This window comes from Streptomyces sp. NRRL S-37 (assembly GCF_000721605.1).
In the GTDB taxonomy this organism is placed as follows: domain Bacteria; phylum Actinomycetota; class Actinomycetes; order Streptomycetales; family Streptomycetaceae; genus Streptomyces.
In genome coordinates this window covers 71,836-92,639 of sequence record NZ_JOIZ01000009.1, presented here as the reverse complement: position 1 = coordinate 92,639, position 20,804 = coordinate 71,836, and the positions used below count along the sequence as shown (strand labels likewise).

General features: G+C 73.0%; 22 protein-coding genes. 10 read left to right on the top strand and 12 right to left on the bottom strand.

Annotated features, from left to right (window positions below):
• Position 1: 1 nt before the first annotated feature.
• From IH50_RS0115760 to IH50_RS0115730, 7 genes are all read right to left on the bottom strand, one after another.
• Entirely contained in the window at positions 2-1,843 is a 1,842-nt protein-coding gene (locus tag IH50_RS0115760; RefSeq protein ID WP_030861726.1) for an HSP90 family protein, read from the bottom strand.
• Positions 1,844-1,893: 50 nt separating this feature from the next.
• On the bottom strand, positions 1,894-2,880 hold the full coding sequence (locus IH50_RS0115755; RefSeq protein ID WP_030861724.1) for a hypothetical protein: 987 nt from the start codon (positions 2,878-2,880) through the stop codon (positions 1,894-1,896).
• 151 nt (positions 2,881-3,031) lie between these two features.
• Positions 3,032-3,439 carry a RidA family protein gene (locus tag IH50_RS0115750; protein WP_030861722.1) on the bottom strand — a complete coding sequence of 136 codons (408 nt, stop codon included), beginning with the start codon at positions 3,437-3,439 and terminating at the stop codon, positions 3,032-3,034.
• A gap of 167 nt (positions 3,440-3,606) precedes the next feature.
• Positions 3,607-4,014 carry a hypothetical protein gene (locus tag IH50_RS37700; protein ID WP_051767325.1) on the bottom strand — a complete coding sequence of 136 codons (408 nt, stop codon included), beginning with the start codon at positions 4,012-4,014 and terminating at the stop codon, positions 3,607-3,609.
• Positions 3,998-4,489 (bottom strand): RNA polymerase sigma factor, encoded by a 492-nt coding sequence (locus tag IH50_RS0115740; RefSeq protein ID WP_030861718.1) that lies wholly within the window; start codon positions 4,487-4,489, stop codon positions 3,998-4,000. The genes IH50_RS37700 and IH50_RS0115740 overlap by 17 nt, the downstream gene beginning before the upstream one ends.
• 101 nt (positions 4,490-4,590) lie before the next feature.
• Positions 4,591-5,205: a class F sortase gene (locus IH50_RS0115735; protein ID WP_030861717.1), complete on the bottom strand. Its 615-nt coding sequence runs from the start codon at positions 5,203-5,205 to the stop codon at positions 4,591-4,593.
• Entirely contained in the window at positions 5,202-5,555 is a 354-nt protein-coding gene (locus IH50_RS0115730) for a hypothetical protein (protein ID WP_030861715.1), read from the bottom strand. The genes IH50_RS0115735 and IH50_RS0115730 overlap by 4 nt, the downstream gene beginning before the upstream one ends.
• A gap of 361 nt (positions 5,556-5,916) precedes the next feature.
• Between IH50_RS0115730 and IH50_RS0115725 the strand changes: the two genes are divergently transcribed.
• The 3 genes from IH50_RS0115725 (at position 5,917) to IH50_RS0115715 (ending at position 8,938) form a co-directional block, all read left to right on the top strand.
• Positions 5,917-6,159, top strand: coding sequence for a DUF6411 family protein (locus tag IH50_RS0115725; RefSeq protein WP_030861713.1), 243 nt, complete (start codon positions 5,917-5,919; stop codon positions 6,157-6,159).
• Positions 6,160-6,402: 243 nt separating this feature from the next.
• Entirely contained in the window at positions 6,403-8,292 is a 1,890-nt protein-coding gene (locus IH50_RS0115720) for a LamG-like jellyroll fold domain-containing protein (protein ID WP_030861711.1), read from the top strand.
• Positions 8,293-8,488: 196 nt separating this feature from the next.
• Positions 8,489-8,938 carry a hypothetical protein gene (locus IH50_RS0115715; RefSeq protein ID WP_030861709.1) on the top strand — a complete coding sequence of 150 codons (450 nt, stop codon included), beginning with the start codon at positions 8,489-8,491 and terminating at the stop codon, positions 8,936-8,938.
• 215 nt (positions 8,939-9,153) lie between these two features.
• Here the strand turns inward: IH50_RS0115715 and IH50_RS0115710 are convergent, their stop codons facing one another.
• From IH50_RS0115710 to IH50_RS0115700, 3 genes are all read right to left on the bottom strand, one after another.
• Complete coding sequence (locus IH50_RS0115710) at positions 9,154-9,375, bottom strand: hypothetical protein (RefSeq protein WP_030861707.1); 222 nt, start codon at positions 9,373-9,375, stop codon at positions 9,154-9,156.
• 78 nt (positions 9,376-9,453) lie between these two features.
• Complete coding sequence (locus tag IH50_RS0115705; RefSeq protein ID WP_030861705.1) at positions 9,454-9,696, bottom strand: hypothetical protein; 243 nt, start codon at positions 9,694-9,696, stop codon at positions 9,454-9,456.
• A gap of 83 nt (positions 9,697-9,779) precedes the next feature.
• The gene (locus tag IH50_RS0115700; protein WP_030861702.1) at positions 9,780-10,196 is read right to left on the bottom strand and encodes a DUF2809 domain-containing protein; all 417 of its coding nucleotides are present in this window, start codon (positions 10,194-10,196) and stop codon (positions 9,780-9,782) included.
• Between the two features lie 238 nt (positions 10,197-10,434).
• On the opposite strand from IH50_RS0115700, the gene IH50_RS0115695 reads away from it, so the two are divergent.
• The 6 genes from IH50_RS0115695 to IH50_RS0115670 all read left to right on the top strand — a co-directional run bounded on the left by IH50_RS0115695 (position 10,435) and on the right by IH50_RS0115670 (position 17,307).
• The gene (locus IH50_RS0115695) at positions 10,435-12,120 is read left to right on the top strand and encodes an ABC-F family ATP-binding cassette domain-containing protein (RefSeq protein WP_037872453.1); all 1,686 of its coding nucleotides are present in this window, start codon (positions 10,435-10,437) and stop codon (positions 12,118-12,120) included.
• Between the two features lie 159 nt (positions 12,121-12,279).
• The gene (locus IH50_RS0115690) at positions 12,280-12,723 is read left to right on the top strand and encodes a glutaredoxin domain-containing protein (protein ID WP_030861699.1); all 444 of its coding nucleotides are present in this window, start codon (positions 12,280-12,282) and stop codon (positions 12,721-12,723) included.
• Positions 12,724-12,892: 169 nt separating this feature from the next.
• On the top strand, positions 12,893-13,915 hold the full coding sequence (locus tag IH50_RS0115685) for a LacI family DNA-binding transcriptional regulator (RefSeq protein ID WP_030861697.1): 1,023 nt from the start codon (positions 12,893-12,895) through the stop codon (positions 13,913-13,915).
• Positions 13,916-14,177: 262 nt separating this feature from the next.
• A complete protein-coding gene (locus IH50_RS0115680; RefSeq protein ID WP_030861695.1) occupies positions 14,178-15,305 on the top strand; it encodes a GH12 family glycosyl hydrolase domain-containing protein in 1,128 nt (375 codons plus the stop codon).
• Between the two features lie 193 nt (positions 15,306-15,498).
• The gene (locus IH50_RS0115675; protein WP_030861694.1) at positions 15,499-16,584 is read left to right on the top strand and encodes a lytic polysaccharide monooxygenase auxiliary activity family 9 protein; all 1,086 of its coding nucleotides are present in this window, start codon (positions 15,499-15,501) and stop codon (positions 16,582-16,584) included.
• Positions 16,585-16,689: 105 nt separating this feature from the next.
• Positions 16,690-17,307, top strand: a complete 618-nt coding sequence (locus IH50_RS0115670; RefSeq protein WP_030861692.1) for a TOPRIM nucleotidyl transferase/hydrolase domain-containing protein — start codon at positions 16,690-16,692, stop codon at positions 17,305-17,307.
• Here IH50_RS0115670 and IH50_RS0115665 read toward each other — a convergent pair.
• Entirely contained in the window at positions 17,229-18,467 is a 1,239-nt protein-coding gene (locus IH50_RS0115665; protein ID WP_078913981.1) for an NAD(P)/FAD-dependent oxidoreductase, read from the bottom strand. The genes IH50_RS0115670 and IH50_RS0115665 overlap by 79 nt on opposite strands.
• A gap of 258 nt (positions 18,468-18,725) precedes the next feature.
• On the opposite strand from IH50_RS0115665, the gene IH50_RS0115660 reads away from it, so the two are divergent.
• A complete protein-coding gene (locus IH50_RS0115660) occupies positions 18,726-19,775 on the top strand; it encodes an LLM class flavin-dependent oxidoreductase (RefSeq protein WP_030861689.1) in 1,050 nt (349 codons plus the stop codon).
• A gap of 20 nt (positions 19,776-19,795) precedes the next feature.
• On the opposite strand, the gene IH50_RS0115655 is transcribed toward IH50_RS0115660, so the two are convergent.
• Positions 19,796-20,794: a formylglycine-generating enzyme family protein gene (locus tag IH50_RS0115655; RefSeq protein ID WP_030861688.1), complete on the bottom strand. Its 999-nt coding sequence runs from the start codon at positions 20,792-20,794 to the stop codon at positions 19,796-19,798.
• Positions 20,795-20,804: the final 10 nt, after the last annotated feature.

Below are 20,804 nucleotides of genomic sequence, written 5' to 3'. Positions count from 1 at the left end.
GTCAGCTGTCCTTGCGGAGGGCGTGGGCGAGGAGGTCGAGGAAGGAGCGGTTGATGAGGCTCGACTCGGCGGGTCTGAGCGGTCGCCGGGACAGCAGCGCGGCCTGGCCGTAGAGGGCTTCGGCGCTGGTACGGGCCAGCTCGGGCTCGTCGATGGTGACGGCGGTGCGCACCAGCGGGTTGAGCTGGTTGAGGATGAGCTGGGCCCGCGGTGCCTCCTGGCGCAGGGCGCCGAGGATGTCGCCCCACAGGCCGCCCTCCTGTTCGCGGGCGAGCTGGGAGCGGGTGCGTTCGTGCCGGGCCTCGCGGCTGTCGACGAGGAGGGCGGGGGCGGAGGCGGGCTGGAAGGCGCGCAGCGCGACGTCGCAGTCGAAGACGGCGAGGGCGTCGCGGGCCCGGGCGAGGTAGGCCGCGGCGGCGAGTTCCGTCTCCCGGTCGACGGGGTCGAGGTGGGCGGTGAGGGTCGCCGGGTCGAGGTCGGCGACGGTGACCTCGGACCTGATCTCGGGCAGCCGGTGGACCAGTTCGCGGTCGTAGGTGTAGCCGCCGTTGACGACGCCGAGCCCGGCGGCCGAGGCGATCGCCGCGACCTGCCGGAACTCCTCCACGCTCGAGGTCACGAGCACGGTGCGGTGGGTGCGCGCGAACTCGTCGAGGGTGGTGTGCCCGTCGGTGGTCTCGAACGGCAGCCAGGGCAGCAGCATCCGCAGGATCTCGTCGTCGTGCACGGCGAGCGACTTCACGGCCAGGTGGTGGGCCTGGAGGAAGCGGTGGAGCAGGTCCGGGTCGCTGGCGGCGGCCCGGGCGATCCAGGCGCGCAGCCGCTCGGCGAGGGCGTCGCGGACGGCGGCGAGGGTGTCGTCCTCGTACAGGGACTCGCGGGAGGCGGTCGGGCGCAGGCTCTCGGCGTCGACGACGCAGCGGACGAAGAACGCCCACTCGGGCAGGATCTCCTCGGCCTGCTCGGACAGGAGCATGCCCTTGACGTGCACGCGGTGGCCGTGGCTGCGGCCGGCCGGCACCGTCTCGGGCAGCACGCACGCGATGCCCTTGAGGCCCACGGCGGGCAGGTCCAGCTCGATGGTGTCCAGCGGCTTGAAGCCGAAGACCTCCTCGCCGTACGCGGCCAGCGCGCGGGAGCGGGCTCCCGGTGTGGGGTACGTACGGGCCCAGGGGGCGGGCTCGGGATTGACGGACGTGGCGCCCGTGCCGTCGTCGAAGGTCACCGGGTGGCGCAGCAGGGAGCCGAAGTGCCGGGCCAGCGCGTGGACTTGCGCCGGGCGGGTCCACTCGCCCGCGTCGGTGCGGGGCGTCAGGGTGACGGTGGTGCCGGGCCGGGGGCGGGCGGTGGCGGGCAGGACGCGGACGGTGTAACTGCCGTCGCCGCGTCCCCGCCACTCCACGGCGGGCGCGTCGGGGGTGCGGGCGGAGCGGCTCAGGACGTGGATCTCGTCCGCGACCAGGAAGCAGGAGAGCAGTCCGATGCCGAACTGGCCGATGAAGTCGCCGCGTTGCTCGGCGATCCTCTCGGCGCGCTTGCTGCTGCGGCCGATGGTGGCGAGGAAGGTGTGCACATCGGCCTCGGTGAGGCCGACGCCGTCGTCCTCGACACGCACCGCCGTGCCGTCGGCGTACAGGCGGACGCCGAAGGCGTCGGCGGGGGCGGCCGGTTCGAGGGTGTGCCGGGCGGTCAGCGCGTCCACCGCGTTCTGCAGGAGTTCGCGCAGGTAGACGCGGGGGCTGGAGTAGAGGTGGTGGGAGAGGAGGTCGACGAGGCCGCGCAGGTCCACCTGGAAGGTGCGGTCGGCGCCGGCCGGGCTCGCGGGGGTGTCGGGCAGAGTCATCGGGCAGTCCGGGGTGGGAGGGGCGACGGGCGAAGTGGCGGGGCGTGCGCTCAGGCGCGCCGGTGGCGGCGGGCGAACTCCTTCTCGGGTTCCGCGAAGAAGGTCCAGGGCCACTTGGTGCAGGCGCCGTCGAGCGTCCGGAAGACGCGCCGGACGGTGTGGCGCTCGTCGGCCAGCGACAGGGCCATGGCGAACATGTTGAAGTCGCCCTGCCAGCCCGGACGCCACACGTAGTCGGGGTGGAGGATGCTGTGGTCGGCCGCTTCCCGCAACTCCGCCTGGATCTCGGGGGTTTCGAGGCAGTCCCCGCGGTCCGACTCGACCCATTCCTCGATGTGCGCCATGGCGATCACGCAGCCCAGGTTGTGCCCCTGCGGGGCGCGGGCGAGGGCGTCCCGGGCGAACGCCAGGGCCTGGCCGGGCTCACCGCCCCAGCGGGGCTGCAGCTGCGCCAGCCACTCGGTGTGGATCTCCAGGTCCAGCGGGTCGCGGCGCAGGCCGGCGTCGAACCGGGTCTCGTTGACGGCGGGGCCCAGCGACATGCCGCGACCGGAGGTGAGGAGCTGACGCCACGGCGTCACCCATTCCGGCCGCAGTTCGGCGGCCTCGAACAGTTGCTCCTCGGCGATGCGGAGCCGTTCGTGGAAGACCCGCCACTGCTCCTGCGTGACGTGCACGGCGCGGGCGGCGGTACGCGCCTCCCAGCCCCAGCTGATGTGGCGCGCCCCGGATATCAGCAGGGCCGTCGCCCGGTGCTCCTTGTCCTCCTCGACGGCCCGCCCGATCCAGTCCTGTACGCCGTCCAGGACGGCCAGTTCGCCGAGGACCTGGTGGTCACGGCCGAGGTCGAAGGGGGCCAGCGCCTCCTTGACCGCCGCCCAGTCACCCGCGTCGGCCGCCTCCACCAGCGCGAGCACCCGCGTGTCCCCGAGCGCGCGCAGCGCGTACGTCCCGTTCCGCTGTCTGCGCGGGGCGGGAAGGACGTGCGGATCCGCCGCCGGTCTCTCCGCACCCCCGCCGAACAACCTGCCGAACATCCCGCGCCCTCCCCTGGTCCTGCGTGATCATCCGGTGCAGCATAAGTGACACCACCGACACTGGTTCCACAGGGTTTTCACCGGCACTTCACGGCCGGGGCGCTCCGGCCGGCGCGGGCACGCCGGCACCCGGAGCGGCGCGCGAGGTCCCTCAGTCGAGGACCGCGACGGCCTCGATCTCCACCAGGTGTTCGGGGATGTCGAGTGCCGCCACACCCAGGAGCGTGGCCGGCGGGACCGGGGTGACTCCCAGCTTCGCGGCCGCGCGGGAGATCCCCTCCAGGAGCAGGGGCATCTTGTCGGGGGTCCAGTCGACGACGTGGACCGTCAGTTTCGCCACGTCGTCGAAGGAGCCGCCGGCCCCGGCCAGGGCGGTGCCGATGTTGAGGTAGCACCGCTCGACCTGCGCGGCGAGGTCACCCGCCCCGACCGTGACCCCCTCCGCGTCCCAGGCGACCTGCCCGGCGATGAAGACCAGTTTCGACCCCGAGGCGATGGACACCTGCCGGTAGACGTCGATCTCCGGCAGTCCGTCGGGGTTCAGCAGAGTGATGGCCATGCTGTCCGTCTCCTTGTCACGCGAGACCCTTGTGGTCTCTTCCGGTTACTGGGGAACCATAGGAAAGTGATCGCTGACATGGAAGAACGCACTTTTTGGTGACTGAGGAACCTCTTGGTGACCGAGCGGTTCCAGGGCTGTGAAGGCCGCGGGGGCGGACTGGGGGCTCACCTCGGGCCGGAGACGGGGGAGACCTCGGTCACCGGGGTTCCGGGAACGTCGGTCGGGGCCTGGGGGGTGGGGCGGGCTTCGGTCGGTTCCGTTGACGCCGACGGAGAGGGAGAGGGTGTGACGGAAGGGCTGCTCACGGGCGGCGGGGCGAGCGGGACCGACGGGGACACCGGATCGCCGGGGGGCGACGACCGCGGCAGCAGCACGACGAGGGCGGCGACGGCACACGCCAGTCCGGCCCCGGCCCCGGCCGCGGCACGGACCAGCCGGCGCCGCGCCGCGGCGCGGCGGATCTCCTCGTACCGGCCGGGGGGCGGGCCGAGGCGGTCGCAGGCCGGCCGCAGGATGACGGCGAGGGGGTCGTCGGGTTCGAACTCCGGACCGTCGTCAGAGTATGTGATCAAGGCTTCTCCTCAGATGGGCGCGGAGCAGTTCCCTGGCCGCGTGGAGGTCGGCCTTGACGGTTCCCTCCTTGCGTCCGGTCACCGCGGACACCTCCCGGACCGGCATGTCAGCGTAGTAGTGCAGCAGGATCGGGACACGCAGTCGTTCCGGCAGCGACTGCACGAGCAGGCGTACGGACGGGTCGGACTGTTCGGTGTGCGGGCGGACGGCGGTCTCGGCGGTGACACGGCGTACGGCCTTGCGTTCGCGTTCGAGGGTGCGCCAGTGGTCCCGGACGAGGTTGGCGGCGGTGACGTAGAGGAAGCCCCGTGGCTCGGCCACGGACGTCCAGCGGGCCCACAGCCGGGTGAACGCCTCCGAGGCGATCTCGTGGGCCGTCTCGTCGTCGTCGACCAGCCGGCGGCACCAGCCGGCGAGGCGTGGGTAGAGGGCGGCGAAGAGCTCGGACGCCTCCTGCTCTCGGGACCGTTTCAACGCTCTCCATGGTCGTGGCGGTACGGATGTCGTGGGACCCGTGGCGGGTCGGTTCCCGGGCCGCGGGCGCACGGCCCGCGGCCCGGGAACGCGGTGGTGGATCAGGGACTCGCCGAGGTCAGCGAGGCGAACACGATCACGTTGTCGCGGTACTCGTCGCCGGTACGCGGACCGCCGCACGTGATGAGCCGCAGCTCCGGCCGGCCGACGTCACCGTAGACCGCGTCCGTCGGGAAGTCCGCCTTGGCGACCGTCCGGACCGAGTCGACGGTGAACACCGCAGCGGTGCCGTTCTCCAGGCGCACCACGGCCTTGTCCCCCGGGCGCAGACGTGCGAGGTGCCGGAAGACGCCGTCCCCGTAGGTGCCGACCGTGACATGGCCGAGGATCACCGACGGGCCGGTCTGGCCGGGCGTCGGCGAGTGCCGGTACCAGCCCGCCCGGTCATGGGCCGTGACCGGAGGCACCTGGACCGTGCGGTCCGGGGCCAGCCCCAGCCGGATGACCGGCGTGTCGACCCCGATGTCCGGTATCTCCAGCCCGACCGGGACCGAACGCCCGAGGGCACGCGCCGGTTTCCCGGAGGGCCGGGTGGACGGCGTCGTGCTCCCGGGGTGTCCGGCCGGGGACCGGTCGGTCCGGTGGCCGCCTCCGCAGCCGCCGAGGAGCGCGGCCGTCGCCGTGACGGCGAAGGCACGCCTGGAGAGCGACGTCATGCCGTGGTCGCCCGCCGGCGACGTACGAGCAGGGCCGCCGCGCCGCCGGCGGCGAGCACCGCGGCGGCGCTCCCGCCGATCAGCGCACCGTCGGTTCCGGACTCCGCGGACGCGGCCGCGACACCGGTGTCGGGCGCACCGCTCGGTACGACGGTGACCTCGCCGGGAGCCTGTGCCTCGTTCTCGGCCGGTACGGGGCTCGGGCCCGTGGCGTCGGCCGGGGCCGGCGCCTCGCTGGGGGCCACGGTGGTCGCCGGGACCGGGGACGGCCCGTCGGCGAAGGCGGGCATCGCGCTCGCCAGCACGGCGGTGCAGGCAAGTGCCGTGGCACTCAGGACAGTTCGGCGCATGGATCGCTCTCTTTCGTCGTTCCGCCCGCAGGATGGCCCGGCGGGCTGGGTCATGGATCGTGCGAAGAGACGGGACGGCGACGGCACGGGTTGTAAAGAGAAGGCAAAGCCCTGAGGAGGGGAAGGACCGCATGGGCACGATCCGCTCCCCTGTGGCCGGGTCCACGCCCGGTCGTCACCTCGGGATGCCGCGCGAGGCGGGTGTCGCGCGGACCTCCCGGGAGGGCACGGTGCCATGTGACGCCGCGGCGCGGTGAAGTCCTCGTTGCCCGGTTCAGGGCGTGTTCACGTAGGAACGGGGCAAGCGGTCCCCTGCGGACCGACCGGTCCGGTGTCCCCGTTCCCGATTCCGGAGGCTTCCATGATGGTCGTTGGCATCGTCGCCGTCTGCGTGGTGATCGCCGTCCTCGCCTTCTTCGTCCCCCGTCTCTCCCGGCACCCGCAGAACGGAGCGCAACGTACCCTCGGCGCCGGCTCCCGGGCCGGGTCCAAGGCACCGGGCCCGCTCGGGCGCCTCCTCAGCAAGCCCTTCCGCTCGAGCTCCCGCGCGGTCGGCCGCAGCGGCTCCGCGGGACGGCGTGCGCGCGGGCGGCTTCCGTTCTGACGCGCGGGCCCGGGACACGGCCCCGACGCCAGGAGGGGTCACGTCGGCGCGGGGTCCGCTCGGGCACAGGGCCCGGTCAGGTCCACGTACCCGCCGGTCGTCCGGCGGGAGCACCCGCGCCGTCGGGCCGTCGGCGGACGCACCACCGTGCGGCCGGTGTTCAGCTCCGCGCCATCGGGCGGTCAGCACGGGTGAGCAGCATGCGGGCTGACCCCGTCCCGACACCCGGCCCGTGGAGCCCTGATGAGCGCGGAGCGACAGACACATCCCCACCAGACCCTGCACAGACGCGCGTTGCTGCGCGCGGCGGTGGTCGTACCGGCGGCCGGTGCCGCGGCCGGTGCCGCGGCCGCCGGTACGGCCGCGGCGTCGGAAGTCTCCCCGGCTGCCGGCGGCCGGTTCGATGCCGAAAGTCCGCGCTTCGCGCTGGCGGTGCTGCCCGACACCCAGTACCTCTTCGACGCCGACAGCGCCGACCCCGCCCCGCTGCGGGAGACGTTCCGGTACCTCGCCGCCGAGCGGTCGAGGGCCAACATCGCCTTCATGACGCACCTCGGCGACGTCACCGAGCACGGCACCGAGGACGAGATCGGCCTCGCGTCCGACACCTTCCGCCTCCTGCACGGCAAGGTGCCCTACAGCGTGCTGGCGGGCAACCACGACATCAGCTCGTCCACCGACGACCAGCGGGGCGGCTCCGCCTATCTCTCCGCGTTCGGGCCCGGCCGTTACCGGTCCATGCCGACGTTCGGCGGCGCCTCGCCCGACGGTTACAACAGCTACCACGTCCTGCGGGCGGGTGGCCGGAGGTGGCTCGTCCTCGCCCTGGACTGGCGGGTCTCCGACAAGGGACTGGCATGGGCGCAGGAGGTGCTCGACGCGCACCGCGACCTCCCGGCGGTGCTCACCACGCACGACATCGCCTGGTCCGGCGACGACGGAGAGGCCCGGCTGTCCGGCAACGGCCGGCGCCTCTGGGAACGTCTGATCAAGGGCAACGACCAGATCTTCCTGGCGCTGGGCGGGCACTACTGGCCGCCGGGCCGCACGGTTCTGACCAACGACGCGGGCAACGACGTCCACGTCCACATCACGAACTACCAGGACCGCTACTACGGCGGCGCCGGAATGATCCGCACCTACGGGTTCGACCTGGTGCGCGGGGTCATCGACGTCGAGACGTTCTCGCCCTGGTTCCTGGCCCGGGACCCCGGGAAGCGTTCCCCCCTGGCCGCCGAGACGATCGAACTGACCGGTCCCGCCGACCGGTTCGGTCTCACCGTCGACTTCGACGAACGGTTCGCCGGCTTCGCCCCCGTCACGCCCGCCGAGCCCCGCCCCGCCCGCGCCGTGATGCCCCGCGGCACCCTCGCCTACTGGCGCTTCGACGCCGCCGGGACCGACGCCGCGGGCTCCTCCGGTGCCGTCGTCGCCGACGGCACCGTCGTGAGGGACCTGACCGGCAACGGCAACGACCTGACGGTGCGGCGGCTGCACTCCAGCGGTGCCGAGGCGCTCACCTGGTCGGCCAACCACCACCGGGGACAGCCCGCGCACGCCAGCCTCCGTTTCGACGGCGGGAAGGGCCCCGACCGCGGCGCCGTCCTCACCACCGCCGCCCGTGCCGCCCTGAACAGCGAGAAGTTCCTCCGCGGGTACACCATCGAGACCTTCGTCCGGCTGCCCGAGCCGTTCGAGGGCGACCACAGCTGGATGGGCATCCTCAGCTGGGAGGGCCGCAACGCGGAGGCGGGCAAGACGACGGGCTGGTCGCCGCTAGAACCGACCTGCAGTCTCAATCTGTCGCCCGAGCGGTTCCTGCAGTTCGTCGTCTACCCGCACGAGCAGGACGCCGACCCCACGTCGTGGAGCCACGCCGTGCCGACCGGGCGCTGGATGCACATCGCCGTCGTCAACGACACCCGCCGCACGGTGATGTACGTCGACGGTTCGAGGATCGCCCGCAACCCGGCGCAGGCATCGACCGGCATCGCCACCCTGGGCAAGCCCTTCGTGCTGGGCGCCACCCAGTTCGACGGAACCTTCGGCCAGGGGTTCTACGGCTGGATGGGCGACACCCGGATCGTCGGCCGGCCCCTGTCGGTGAAGGAGTTCCTCACCCCCTTCGACTGATCCGGTCACCTGCCGGAAGAAGGACGGCACCCCGCCCGCGCCGCCCGACGCGTCGCTGCGGCGCCGCTGCCCGATCCCCGCCGCGAACCCGTGGACCGGGCAAGGGAGTTCACCGTCGAACACGGCACAACCCTTTGCCCGGTCCGTGGGTCACACCAGACAGGAGCAACCGCTCCAAGAGCCGCAAGGGGGAAATATGAGATTCAGCCGTTCCGTCCTGACTGCCTCCGCACTGGCCGCCCTGTCGGTGGGAGCCACGACCGCCCTGGCGTCGCCGGCCTCGGCCGCGCCCAACACCACACCGCAGAAGGTCTGCGGAAGCGGCTACAAGACAGTGAACTCGGCAGCCGTCGGCTCACTGGGCACCGTCTACCTGACGTACAACTCGGCCAACGGCCAGAACTGCGTCGCGACCATCCGCACCAACCCCGGCACCAGGCTTGACATGTCCGCATGGATCTACGTCCCCGACACCGAGGAGAGTGCCCAGGACGACGGACGGTTCACGTCGTACGCGGGACCGGTCTACGTCCACGGCAAGGGCCACTGCGTGGACTGGGGCGGCGGCATCGACAACGTGTACGTGCAGGTGTTCGGCTCCAACTGCGGCGCTCTGAAGGAGCACCGGGTCACCTTCACCCGCTGACCCGCGCCTCCCGACGGACCGCTTCGCCCTGACAGGACCGCAAGGCCCTGTCAGGGCTCCGGCGCGTCGGACTTCCCGAAGAGTGACGGGCTCTCTCCGTCCCGGGCGGGCTCCCCGCGCACCGCGCGCACGGCCCCGGCGAGCCCCACCCGGGCATCGTCGGCCTGCCCCGGTCCCTCCCGCTCCGCCGCGTCGTGGCGTTCCCGGCGTACCGGTCAGCCGTGGGCGCTCCACACGTCCGGGCCGCCACCGCGCCACTCGACCGTCGCGGACCGGCGCAGCCAGTCGTCGTCGACGCCCTCCAGCCCTTCGAGGCGCAGGAACTCCACCACGTCCAGCAGCCCGTACGCCATCCCGAGGAACCGCGCGCCGTCACGGACGCGCCGGCCGCCGTCCGCGCCGGGCGGGTAGATCACGATGGGCTGATCGCTCGCCATCGCACCAGCGTGCACCGAGTGGTGTCCGCCCGCACGCCGGAACACCCGGCCGGGCAGGGCTGTGACGTGCCCGCGCCGTCAGCCGACGGCGGGGCCGGCCTTCCCGGTGCCGGACAGCCGGGCCAGGTACCGGTGGCAGCGGGCCGCGCGCTCCGCGTCCTGTTCCGCGACCTCCCTGAAGAAGTCGGCGATCTCCTTCTCGTCCGCGTTCTCCGCGTCGCGGACGTACCGGCCGTAGTCGTGACCCGCCTTCAGCGAGTGGTACTGCACGGAGATCAGGTCGTACACGACATCACTGAAGCCCGTCTCGCCGGTTGCCATGAGTCCTCCTGCGCGTGGGGGAACAGGTCGGTGGGCCGGGTATCACCTCCCCGCCGGGTGAAACCGGCACCGTGCACCGTGGGTCACGGCTTCCCGGCCGGCGCCGCGCGTCCCCGCGCGAGGAGCCAGCCGGCGCCCGCGCCGATCGCGTACCAGAACAGGTCCGGCGCGTTGAAGGTGGAACCGAGGACCAGACGGGCCGCGACGCTGTGCCGGGAGAGTTCCGCCGGCACCCCGGTGAGCTGCAGGAACTCGATCCCCCAGCTGACGGCGAGCGCGATCCCGGCGGCCCTCGGCGGTGTCACCCGCGGCGCCGCCAGGATCACCAGGGCGAAGATCAGGAGGGTGTAGAGGGCGTCCCCGCCGTACTTGGCCACGTCCCCCGTCGCCACGGCCCGCAGGCCCAGTCCCGCGCCGACGGTCACCAGCGCGGCCACGGCCGCCGCGGCACGGGTCCGTGCCGGATCGCCGCCGGGACGGGTTCTGAGGAAGAGTGTCATGGCCGTCATGATCCCGCAGGGGTGCCCGGCGTCCCGCAGGGGTGCCCGTCGAAAACCGGGGGAACCAGGGGCACCGGTCCTGTTAGGGTGCTCGGCATGGCACGAGGTATCTGGTCGCAGAAGGTTCGATCCGCCCGCTGACGGCGGCGCCTTCTCCCTGAATCAGCGCACGCCGTTCCGGTCCCGCCGGGCGGCTTTTTCGTGCTGCCCGGCTCCACTGCGAGCCGCGGAGCGTCCGTTGAACCCCACCCCGACCCCCGAAGCCCTGTCCCTGCCCGTCGAGGCGGGCGGCCGTGCCCATGTCCGTGCCGACGGCATCACCGTCACCCGCGGCTCCCGGCGCGTCCTGTACGACGTCTCGGTCACCGTCTCCGCCCGGTCACGGATCGCCGTCGTCGGCGAGAACGGCCGTGGCAAGACGACCCTGCTGCACGTCCTCGCCGGACTGGTCGCACCCGACGAGGGCACCGTGCACCGGGCGGGCACGCTCGGTCTGGCCCGCCAGGAGCTGTCCGCGCGCGACGGTGAGACCGTCGGCACCCTCACGTCGGCGGCGCTGGCCCCGTCCCTGGCGGCCCTCGCCGCGCTGGACGAGGCGGCCCTCGCCCTGGCCGGGGGCGACCCCGCCGCCGACGACCGCTACACCGCCGCGCTCGACGCCGCCACCCGCCTCGACGCCTGGGACGCCGAACGCCGCGTCGACGTCGCCCTGGCGGCCCTCGGTGCCTGCGCCGACCGGGAGCGGCCGCTGTCGGCCCTGTCGGTCGGACAGCGCTACCGCGTCCGGCTGGCATGCCTGCTCGGCGCGCGGCACGACGTCCTGCTGCTCGACGAGCCGACCAACCACCTCGACTCCGACGGCCTGGACTTCCTGACCCGCAGGCTCCGCGAACACGACGGCGGTCTCGCCGTCGTCAGCCACGACCGGGCGCTGCTGCGCGACGTCGCGGACCGGTTCCTCGACCTCGACCCCACCCGCGACGGGAGGCCGCGCCTGTACGCCGGCGGCTACGACGCGTGGCAGGAGGCCCGGCGCCGTGAGCGGGAACGCTGGGAGCAGGACCACGAGCGGCAGCAGAGCGAGCACCGGCGGCTGCAGGACGCGGTGTCGCGGGCCCGCGACCGGCTCTCCACCGGCTGGCGGCCGGAGAAGGGAACCGGCAGGCACCAGCGCCAGTCCCGCGTGCCGGGCGTCGTACAGGCCCTGAACCGGCAGCAGGAGGCACTGGACGCGCACCGGATCGACGTGCCGGAGCCGCCGCCCGTCCTGCGGTGGCCCCGGCTGGACGTCCGGCCGGGCGCGCCGCAGCTGCGGGCGCACGGTGTCGCCGTGGACGGGCGGCTGGCCCCTCCCGTCGACCTCGCCCTCGACGGCGGCGAACGGCTGCTCGTCACCGGGCCCAACGGCGCCGGGAAGTCCACGCTGCTCGCGGTGCTGGCCGGCGCCCTCCGGCCCACCGACGGGCACGTGTGGACGGCGGGCGGGGCGCGGGTGGTCCGGGTCACCCAGGAGACCGCCCGGCAGGATCCCCGGCTCACCGCCCGCGAGGTGTACGACCGGCACGTCGGGCGGCTGGTGGCCGGCAGGGTGCTCCGGGACGGCGACGCCGTCCCGCTGGGCTCCCTCGGGCTGCTGGACTCCGACGCGACGGGCACGCCGGTCGGGCGGCTGTCCCAGGGGCAGCAGCGGCGTCTCGGCCTGGCGCTGGCGTTGTCCGGGCGGCCCACGCTGATCCTGCTCGACGAGCCGACCAACCACCTGTCGGCGCCGCTGGTCGACGAGCTGACCGGGGCGCTCCGCGACACCGGTGCCGGCGTCGTCGTCGCGACCCACGACCGTCAGCTTCTGCGGGACCTCGCGGACTGGCCGCTCCTGCGGGTGGGCGGAGCACCGGCGCCGGGAGCACGCCGTACGCCGTCCTGACGTACCGCCTCCGCCGGCGGGGGCGGGTCCGTGGCCGCCCTCCCGGTCCGGCGGACGGCGGCTTCCGCCGCACCCCGTGCCGGCGTCGTGGCGGGCGGCCGGCCGGGGAGCGCGGGGCGCGGCGGTGGTGTCCGCGGGCGCCCGATAGCCTGCGTCCTCATGATGCGCGTCTGGGTCCTTCCGATGCTGTTGGTGCTCTGCGGCTCCGTCGCCGCGGCCGGGCTGGTCCTCGCCGGCCGTCCCGGTGCGGCCGCGGCGCTTCTGCTGGTACTGGTGGCGTTCGCGGGCATGAACTCGCCCCTCGTCTTCCCGAGGTCGGTCGGCGCTGCGGAGGCACGACGCCGCAGCGCGGCCGACGGCCGGCCGGTCGCCTTCTGGCGGCCCGGCTGCACGTACTGCCTGCGGCTGCGTATCCGGCTGGGCCGGGCCGCCGGGCAGGTGCACTGGGTGAACATCTGGCGTGACCCGGACGGAGCGGCGGTGGTGAGGGCGGCCAACGACGGCGACGAGACCGTGCCGACGGTCGTCGTCGGTGGCCGGCCGCACGTCAACCCTGATCCCGCGTGGGTCCGCGAGCGGCTCTCCTCTCCGTCCGTGCCGTAGGAAGCCGGAGCGGTACCGGATCCGGTGATGCCCGCTCCTCTCCCCCGGCCGGCCGGGAGGCGGGTGCCGCTGTCCGGAACCGGTCGCCGTCCAGGTGTGAAGCGTGGGCCGGGAACGGCCGTTCCGTCACCCGGTGGCCGTAAGATCTAGGGATCTCGTGGGGGTGGTCATGCGCAGGCAGCGTCCCGGTACACCGACGCTGGAGGAGGTGGCCGCGCTCGCCGGTGTGGGGCGGGGCACCGTCTCCCGCGTCATCAACGACGCGGCGGGCGTGAAGGATTCGACGCGCCGTGCCGTGCAGCGCGCCATCGCCGAGCTGGGGTACGTCCCCAATCTGGCGGCCCGTTCGCTGGCGGGCCGGCGTGCCGACGCCGTCGCGCTGGTCATGACGGAGCCGGACTGGCGGCAGTTCGGTGAGCCGTTCTTCTCGGAGATCGTCCGCTCCGTCGGCGACGCGCTGACCGACACCAAGGTGCAGCTGCTGCTCACCCTGGTCCGTACGGACGCCGAACGGCAGCGCCTCGTGGAGTACGCGCGCGGCGGCCGGGTCGACGGCGTGATGCTGATGTCCGTGCACGCCGAGGACGCGTTGCCCGACATGCTGGCCGACGTGGGGCTGCCCACCGTCCTGTTGGGGCGGCGCTCGAGCGAGGAGAGCGTGACCTACGTCGACGCGGACAACACCGGTGGCGCCCGCGGCGCGGTGGCGCACCTGCTGGGTCTCGGACGCCGCTCGATCGCGACCATCACCGGACCGCTCGACATGTACGTGGCCCAGTGCCGGCTGCGCGGTTACCACGAGGCACTGGAGCGGGCGGGCGCCGAGAGCAGGGCGGCCTGGACCGTCGAGGGGGACTTCTCGGCGGACAGCGGACGCCGGGCGATGGCCGAACTCATCGAGCGCGCCCCGGAGATCGACGGTGTGTTCGCCGCGTCGGACACCATGGCCGCGGGCGCGCTCGACGCCCTGCGCGCGGCGGGACGCCGGGTGCCGGAGGACGTCGCGGTGATCGGGTTCGACGACTTCCCGCTCGCCCAGCACACCGATCCGAAGCTGACGACGGTGCGCCAGCCGCTGGAGGAGATCGGCCGGACGATGGTGCGGCTGCTCCTGGAGGAGATGGAGGAGCCGGAAGTGGCCTGGCGGCACGTCATCCTCCGTACGGAACTGGTGCCGCGCGACTCCGCCTGACCCGCCCTCCCTTCGGCCGCCTCGCGGGTCATGGCGTCATCGAATGTTTCGGGAGCGCTCCCGAGGCGGACGGACTTTGTGGATCACCTCTCTGACCTGCGGCTTCGAATTTAATTCGACAGTTTCCCGCGCACAGCCTTGTCAGGGACATGGGTAGCTCCTACAGTCCCGTTCCGAAACACAAATGGGAGCGCTCCCATCAATGGGGAGAGGGGAGCGCTCCCTCCCGGTCGCCCCCGCACCCTCTTGGAGAGGCCCCCGCATGCGACGGTTACCGCACCACACCCGGGCCCTGCGCGGCCTGTTCGCGACGCTCCTCACCGCTCTCGCCGTGGTCGCGGCGCTGGTGACCGGAACGGCACCGGCCCAGGCCGACACCACGATCTGCGAACAGTTCGGATCGGCCGTCATCCAGGGGCGCTACGTCGTCCAGAACAACCGCTGGGGCACCAGCGCCACCCAGTGCGTCACCGCCACGGACACCGGTTTCCGCGTCGCCCAGGCCGACGGCTCGGTGCCCACCAACGGCGCCCCGAAGTCGTACCCGTCGGTCTTCAACGGCTGCCACTACACCAACTGTTCGCCGGGAACCGCCCTCCCCGCGCGGATCAGCGGCATCTCCAGCGCGCCCAGCAGCATCTCGTACGGCTATGTCGGCGACGCCGTGTACAACGCCTCGTACGACATCTGGCTGGATCCGACGCCCCGGACCGACGGCGTGAACCGGACCGAGATCATGATCTGGCTGAACAAGGTGGGCCCGATCCAGCCGATCGGCTCCCAGGTCGGCACGGCCACCGTGGCCGGGCGCACCTGGCAGGTGTGGTCGGGCGGGAACGGCTCCAACGACGTGCTGTCGTTCGTCGCGCCGTCGGCGATCAGCAGCTGGAGCTTCGACGTGATGGACTTCGTCGAGGAGACCGTCGCGCGCGGGATGGCGCGGAACGACTGGTACCTGACGAGCGTCCAGGCCGGCTTCGAGCCCTGGCAGAACGGCGCCGGGCTCGCGGTGAACTCCTTCTCCTCCACCGTGAACACCGGCGGCGGCAACTCGGGGGAACCCGGCGGCCCGGCGGCGTGCACCGTGTCGTACGCCACGAACGTCTGGCAGGGCGGCTTCACCGCCGACGTCACCGTGCGGAACACCGGTCCGTCCGCCGTCGAGGGGTGGAAGCTCGCCTTCACCCTGCCCTCCGGGCAGCGCGTCACCAACGCCTGGAACGCGTCGGTCAGTCCCTCCTCGGGCGCGGTCACGGCGAGCGGGCTCGGCGGCAACGCGCGGATCGCGCCCGGCGGGAGCCAGACCTTCGGCTTCCAGGGAACCTACAGCGGCTCCTTCGCCCGGCCGGGCGGATTCAGCCTGAACGGCACCGCCTGCGCGGCCGCCTGACCCGGCCGGCGGGCCGCGCGCCCGCCGTGTCCCCCGGGCCCGGGGCCCGCTCTTCCTCCCTGCGCCGGCAGGGCGGGCTCCGGGTCCCGCCCCCCGAACCCCCCGCCCGTCCGGTCGACGCCCCTCCCCGACGGGCGGGGATTCCACTTCCCGCCACTCCCCGACCCATCCACTACCGGCACAGGAGATCCCCATGCTCTTACGACGGAGATTCGTCTCCTTGGCAGCAGTACTGGCCACCCTCCTCGGAGGGCTCGGCCTGAGCTTCCTCTGGCAGGACGACGCGCGGGCGCACGGCGTGGCGATGATGCCCGGATCGCGCACCTACCTCTGTCAGCTGGACGCCATCACCGGCACCGGCGCACTGGACCCGAGCAACCCGGCGTGCCAGGACGCGCTGGACCGGAGCGGCGCCACGGCGCTGTACAACTGGTTCGCCGTCCTCGACTCCAAGGCGGGCGGACGGGGCGCCGGTTATGTCCCGGACGGCACGCTCTGCAGCGCCGGTGACCGCTCCCCGTACGACTTCTCCGCCTACAACGCGGCCCGTTCCGACTGGCCCCGGACGCACCTGACGTCCGGAGCGACGGTCAAGGTGCAGTACAGCAACTGGGCGGCCCATCCCGGTGACTTCCGGGTCTACCTCACCAAGCCCGGCTGGTCGCCCACGTCGCAGCTGGGCTGGGACGACCTGGAGCTCATCCAGACCGTCACCAACCCGCCCCAGCAGGGCTCACCGGGTGCCAACGGCGGCCACTACTACTGGGATCTGAAGCTGCCGTCCGGGCGCTCCGGCGACGCGCTGATCTTCATGCAGTGGGTGCGTTCGGACAGCCAGGAGAACTTCTTCTCCTGCTCCGACGTCGTCTTCGACGGCGGCAACGGCGAGGTGACCGGCATCGGTGACGACGGCGGCACCCCGGACCCGGACCCGACGGACCCGGACCCGGATCCGACGGATCCGCACACCGGTTCCTGCATGGCCGTCTACAACGTGGTGAACTCCTGGAACGGCGGCTTCCAGGGCTCCGTCGAGGTGATGAACCACGGCACGTCACCGCTCGACGGCTGGGCCGTGCAGTGGAAGCCCGGCGCCGGGACCACGATCGGCAGTGCGTGGAACGGCTCCCTGACCAAGGGATCCGACGGCACGGTGACGGTACGGAACGTCGATCACAACCGTGTGGTCAACCCCGACGGAAGCGTGACGTTCGGCTTCACGGCCACGTCGTCGGGCAATGACTTCCCGGTGGGCACGATCGGCTGCGTGACCCCGTAGCCGGCACCGGCGGACGGCACCGGCGCCCGCCGGTGCCGTCCGCCCCGCTGGCCGCCGGCGGAAATCCCCTACCGCCGGCGCCCGGGGAAGGCGGAGACTCGTCCCATGGCTGACATGGAGTTGTTCCGGGACGCGGTCACCGCGTGGGCGGCCGGTGGCCCGGGCGGCCCCGCGCACGAGCTGGCGGCGCGGCTCGACGTCCGGACGGCGGTCCTGCTCGAAGGGCTGAGCGACGCCGCGGCGGTCGACGCGCTGGCCGCGGGCCGCGGCCGGGACCTGGCGGCCGAGGGGATCTGCGTCCTGCCGATGGGAGGCGCGATGAACATCGGGCGCTTCGCCCGCCTGCTCGGGCCGCCCGGCCTGGGCCTGCGCCTCACGGGCCTGTGCGACGAGGGCGAACGCGGTTACTACGCCCGCGGGCTGGAGCGGGCCGGTGTCGCACGGCGGGAGTTCTTCGTCTGTGCCGCGGACCTGGAGGACGAACTCATCCGCGCGCTGGGGGTGACGCGGGTGGAGGAACTGGTCCGGGCGGAGGGCGACCTGCGCCCCCTGCGGACCTTCCTGAGCCAGCCCGCCCAGCGGGACCGCACCCCGCAGCAGCGGTTGCGGCGTTTCCTCGGCACGAAGAAGGGCCGCAAGATCCACTACGGTCGTGTTCTCGTCGAGGCCCTCCGCCCCGAGCGCGTACCCGCTCCGCTCGACGGTCTGCTCGCCGGCCTCTGACCGGTGGGCGACGGGCCGGGGAAGGACCGGTCGCCGAAGAGGACACGGCCGGCCGCGGCCCGGCCGAACGGTGTGCGCAGCAGGGCGAACGCCGCGGTGGACGCGGCCGGTGTCCGTATGTGCGCCAGGCCCCTGCGCAGGGTGAGACGGCCCCGGAACCGCGCGCGCAGGGCGGCTCCGCTGTAGTGGGCCAGCGCCTCCGGCCGCCCCGACCGCAGCGCGTCGTCGAGGACGGAGGCGGCCAGCTCCGACAGTCGCAGGCACGGGTCCAGGCCGCCGGCGGTGAGCGGGGAGACCGCGCCCGCCGCGTCGCCCACGAGCAGTCCGTCACCACAGGCGATGCGCCGTAGTACTCCGCCGACGGGTATCGGGCCGCCGCGCCGCTCCACCGACTCGGGCCGCCGCACGCCGTCCAGTCCGGGAGCCGAGGCGCTGAACCGTTCCATGGTGCGGCGCAGGCCCTCGGGGAAGCGGTCGGCATAGCCCGCGACCCCGACATGGGCGTGTTGCCCGTCGTTGACCACCCAGGCCAGGTACCCGGGGGCGAGCGAGGGGTCGAGGACGCAGTGGAAGGTCGGGGGTTCACCGCTCGCGGGCACCTCGAAGACCTCCTCGGCCCCGATCAGCAGCCGGTGGTTGCGGTCGAGGCCGAGGTCGCGGGCGACGCTCGAACGTGCTCCGTCGGCGCCGACGACGAAGCGTGCCCGGACCGCGGCCGGCCCGTCGCGGCCCACCAGGCGGAAGGTGCCGTCCTGCCGGCCGGCGTAGCGGGTGCCCAGCGCCAGCCGCACGCCGGCGTCGACCGCGGCGGCGGCCGCCGCCTCGTACAGCGGCGCCATGTCCCCCACCCGGAACTCGTCACGGTCGCTGACCAGGCTGACGGGGCGGCGCAGGCCGGGCGGATACAGCACCACGCGCCGGATCGGCGGTCCGAGGTGCTCATCGGGCAGCGGAAAGTCGTCGAGCGTCTTCCGCACGAAGATCCCGGTGGTGCGGATCGCGCCGCCGAGGGCGGTCCGCCGTTCGGCCAGGAGCACGTCGTGGCCCTGACGGGCGAGCAGTGTGGCGACGTGGAGGCCGGCCAGTCCGGCACCGACCACCAGCACATCCGTTTCGACCGGGTCTCCGGGGCGGTGGGGGGTGGGGGCTGTTGTGGGCATGGCTGTGCTCCTTCAGGCCGTCGAAGGCGAACGCTTCGATCGAATCACGATGGGAAACTATCGAGATTCGATAGATGCGGCAAGCTCGTGCATACGGCTCGGGCTCGCGTCACACCCGCCGCGCCGGGTGTGAAGCGGGCGTGAACCTTGTTCGCCGAAAGTGGGAAGTGGCCTGTGCGCACCCTGGCCGGTGGCCGGACCGGCCTGAACACTGGTCGGGTCGGTGACCGATCGGCCGAGGCCGGAGAGGACACGCCCATGAGATTCAGCTACGCCCTGTTACCCGACTACCCGCTGCGGGATTCGCTGGCGTCCATCGAACTCGCCGACGAACTGGGCTTCTACGCCTGTTACGCCGCCGACGAGACCTGGCACAAGGACCTGTGGCTGCTGTTCGCCGCGGCCGCCGGCCGGACCCGCACCATCCGCCTGGGCCCCAGCGTCTCGCCCGTCACCCTGCGCGAGCCCACACTGATCGCGCAGGCCCTGGCCACACTCGACGAACTCTCCGACGGCCGTGCCGAGGCCGTGCTGTCCAGCGGCAACTTCGGCCTCCTGGCGCAGTACGGCATCGACTGGACCCGTACCCGGCCGCTGTCCCGCGTCAAGGAGGCGCTGCATGTGGTGCGGACGCTGCTGGACGAGGGCACCATCACCCACCGCGGCGACTTCTACTCCTACGACGGGCTGTTCACCTTCGCCCGCCCGGTCCAGAGGCACGTCCCCCTGAAGCTCGGGGCGATGCGGGGACCCAAGTCCTTCGAGGCGGCCGGTGAACTGTCCGACGGATGCCACCACGCGCTGAGCTACACCGCGGAGGCCTACGAGTACGCGGTCCGCCACATCAAGGCCGGCGCGGAGCGGGCGGGCAAGGACTGGCGCTCCCTCGACATCGGCGCCTGGGTGGTGTTCGCCACCGGACCCGACTCCCGGGCGGCGAAGGAGGCGGCCCGCAGCATGGTGGGCATCTACGCCTCCTCCATGCCCGAGGAGCAACTGCGCCGCAACGGCGTCGATCCCGCCGAGCTGAAACCGGTGATCGAGGCGATCGGCGCCGGCGATCTGGCACGGGGCATCGAACTCACCACGCCCGAGGTCGCCGAGCGGCTGTCCGTCGCGGGCACCCCGGCCGAGTGCGCGGAGAAGATCCGTACCCAGATCGCGCCCAGCGGTGTGAACCACGTCATCTGCGCCGTCACCGACCGGCGGCTGGTGCGGGCCTTCACCGGCCGGGATCTGGCGGACGTGGCGGACGCGGACGACCAACTGCGCCTCATCCACGAGGAGATCATGCCGGTACTGGCATGAGCCGGGGCGGCCCGGGCTCCTCACGGCGCGGGAGCACGGGAGCCCTTCGCGACATCGGCCGGACCCCCGGAGGTGTCGTTGGCGCAGCGGAAGCCGAGGTTGGCCGAGGACGACTCCGGGGTGTTGGACGAGCGGGCCGCAACCCGGTAGCGGTTGCAGTAGGAGTCGTGGCAGAGGTAGGAGCCGCCGCGCAGGACCCGTGCGGTCCCGGTGTCGGGGCCGGGCGGGTCCTGGGGCGCGGAGTGGGCGTAGTAGGTGGGTGAGAACCAGTCGGAGCACCATTCCCACACGTTGCCGGCGGTGTTCCACAGGCCGAAGCCGTTGGGGCGGTAGGACTTCACCGGCGCGGTGGTGAGGTGGCCGTCCTCGGCCGTGTTGGTGTGCGGGAAGCGGCCCTGCCAGATGTTGCAGCGCCAGTGGCCGTCGGGGGTGAGGTCGTCGCCCCAGGCGTAGCGGCGTCCCTCCAGGCCGCCGCGGGCCGCGTACTCCCACTCGGCCTCGGTGGGCAGGCGCTTGCCCGCCCACCGTGCGTAGGCGTTCGCGTCGTTCCACGAGACGTGGACGACCGGGTGGTTCTGCCGGCCGGTGATGTCGGACCGGCCGCCTTCGGGGCGGCGCCAGTGGGCGCCCCTGACATTGATCCACCAGGGCGTTCCGGCCGCGGCGCCGAGGACGTCGGACGGGTCGGCGTCGACCACGAGGTGGAAGACCGCCGAGGAGCCGTAGCGTTCGGCGTCGGTGACATGGCCGGTGGCCTTGACGAAGGTGGCGAACTGCGCGTTGGTGACGGCGGTCTCGTCGATGTGGAAGGGCGACAGGCGTACCGCGTGGACGGGGGTCTCGCCGTCGGCGCGGTAGCCCTCGTCGAAGGCGTCGCCCATGGCGAACTCGCCCGCGGGCAGGCGGACCTGCCCGCGGGTCGAGCGTTCCCTCACCGCGCCGGCCGCCGGGGCGGCCGGCGCGGTGAGGGTGACCGGGGTGCCGGCCGGGGTACAGCAGGAGGCGTGTTGACGCGTCATGGGGAGTCCA

Bases quoted from the DNA above. Each gene is read 5' to 3' on its own strand.
- IH50_RS0115760 (WP_030861726.1), bottom strand. From the start codon at position 1,843: ATGACTCTGCCCGACACCCCCGCGAGCCCGGCCGGCGCCGACCGCACC.
- IH50_RS0115755 (WP_030861724.1), bottom strand. From the start codon at position 2,880: ATGTTCGGCAGGTTGTTCGGCGGGGGTGCGGAGAGACCGGCGGCGGAT.
- IH50_RS0115750 (WP_030861722.1), bottom strand. From the start codon at position 3,439: ATGGCCATCACTCTGCTGAACCCCGACGGACTGCCGGAGATCGACGTC.
- IH50_RS0115735 (WP_030861717.1), bottom strand. From the start codon at position 5,205: ATGACGTCGCTCTCCAGGCGTGCCTTCGCCGTCACGGCGACGGCCGCG.
- IH50_RS0115730 (WP_030861715.1), bottom strand. From the start codon at position 5,555: ATGCGCCGAACTGTCCTGAGTGCCACGGCACTTGCCTGCACCGCCGTG.
- IH50_RS0115725 (WP_030861713.1), top strand. From the start codon at position 5,917: ATGATGGTCGTTGGCATCGTCGCCGTCTGCGTGGTGATCGCCGTCCTC.
- IH50_RS0115720 (WP_030861711.1), top strand. From the start codon at position 6,403: ATGAGCGCGGAGCGACAGACACATCCCCACCAGACCCTGCACAGACGC.
- IH50_RS0115715 (WP_030861709.1), top strand. From the start codon at position 8,489: ATGAGATTCAGCCGTTCCGTCCTGACTGCCTCCGCACTGGCCGCCCTG.
- IH50_RS0115710 (WP_030861707.1), bottom strand. From the start codon at position 9,375: ATGGCGAGCGATCAGCCCATCGTGATCTACCCGCCCGGCGCGGACGGC.
- IH50_RS0115705 (WP_030861705.1), bottom strand. From the start codon at position 9,696: ATGGCAACCGGCGAGACGGGCTTCAGTGATGTCGTGTACGACCTGATC.
- IH50_RS0115700 (WP_030861702.1), bottom strand. From the start codon at position 10,196: ATGACACTCTTCCTCAGAACCCGTCCCGGCGGCGATCCGGCACGGACC.
- IH50_RS0115690 (WP_030861699.1), top strand. From the start codon at position 12,280: ATGATGCGCGTCTGGGTCCTTCCGATGCTGTTGGTGCTCTGCGGCTCC.
- IH50_RS0115685 (WP_030861697.1), top strand. From the start codon at position 12,893: ATGCGCAGGCAGCGTCCCGGTACACCGACGCTGGAGGAGGTGGCCGCG.
- IH50_RS0115680 (WP_030861695.1), top strand. From the start codon at position 14,178: ATGCGACGGTTACCGCACCACACCCGGGCCCTGCGCGGCCTGTTCGCG.
- IH50_RS0115675 (WP_030861694.1), top strand. From the start codon at position 15,499: ATGCTCTTACGACGGAGATTCGTCTCCTTGGCAGCAGTACTGGCCACC.
- IH50_RS0115670 (WP_030861692.1), top strand. From the start codon at position 16,690: ATGGCTGACATGGAGTTGTTCCGGGACGCGGTCACCGCGTGGGCGGCC.
- IH50_RS0115665 (WP_078913981.1), bottom strand. From the start codon at position 18,467: ATGCCCACAACAGCCCCCACCCCCCACCGCCCCGGAGACCCGGTCGAA.
- IH50_RS0115660 (WP_030861689.1), top strand. From the start codon at position 18,726: ATGAGATTCAGCTACGCCCTGTTACCCGACTACCCGCTGCGGGATTCG.
- IH50_RS0115655 (WP_030861688.1), bottom strand. From the start codon at position 20,794: ATGACGCGTCAACACGCCTCCTGCTGTACCCCGGCCGGCACCCCGGTC.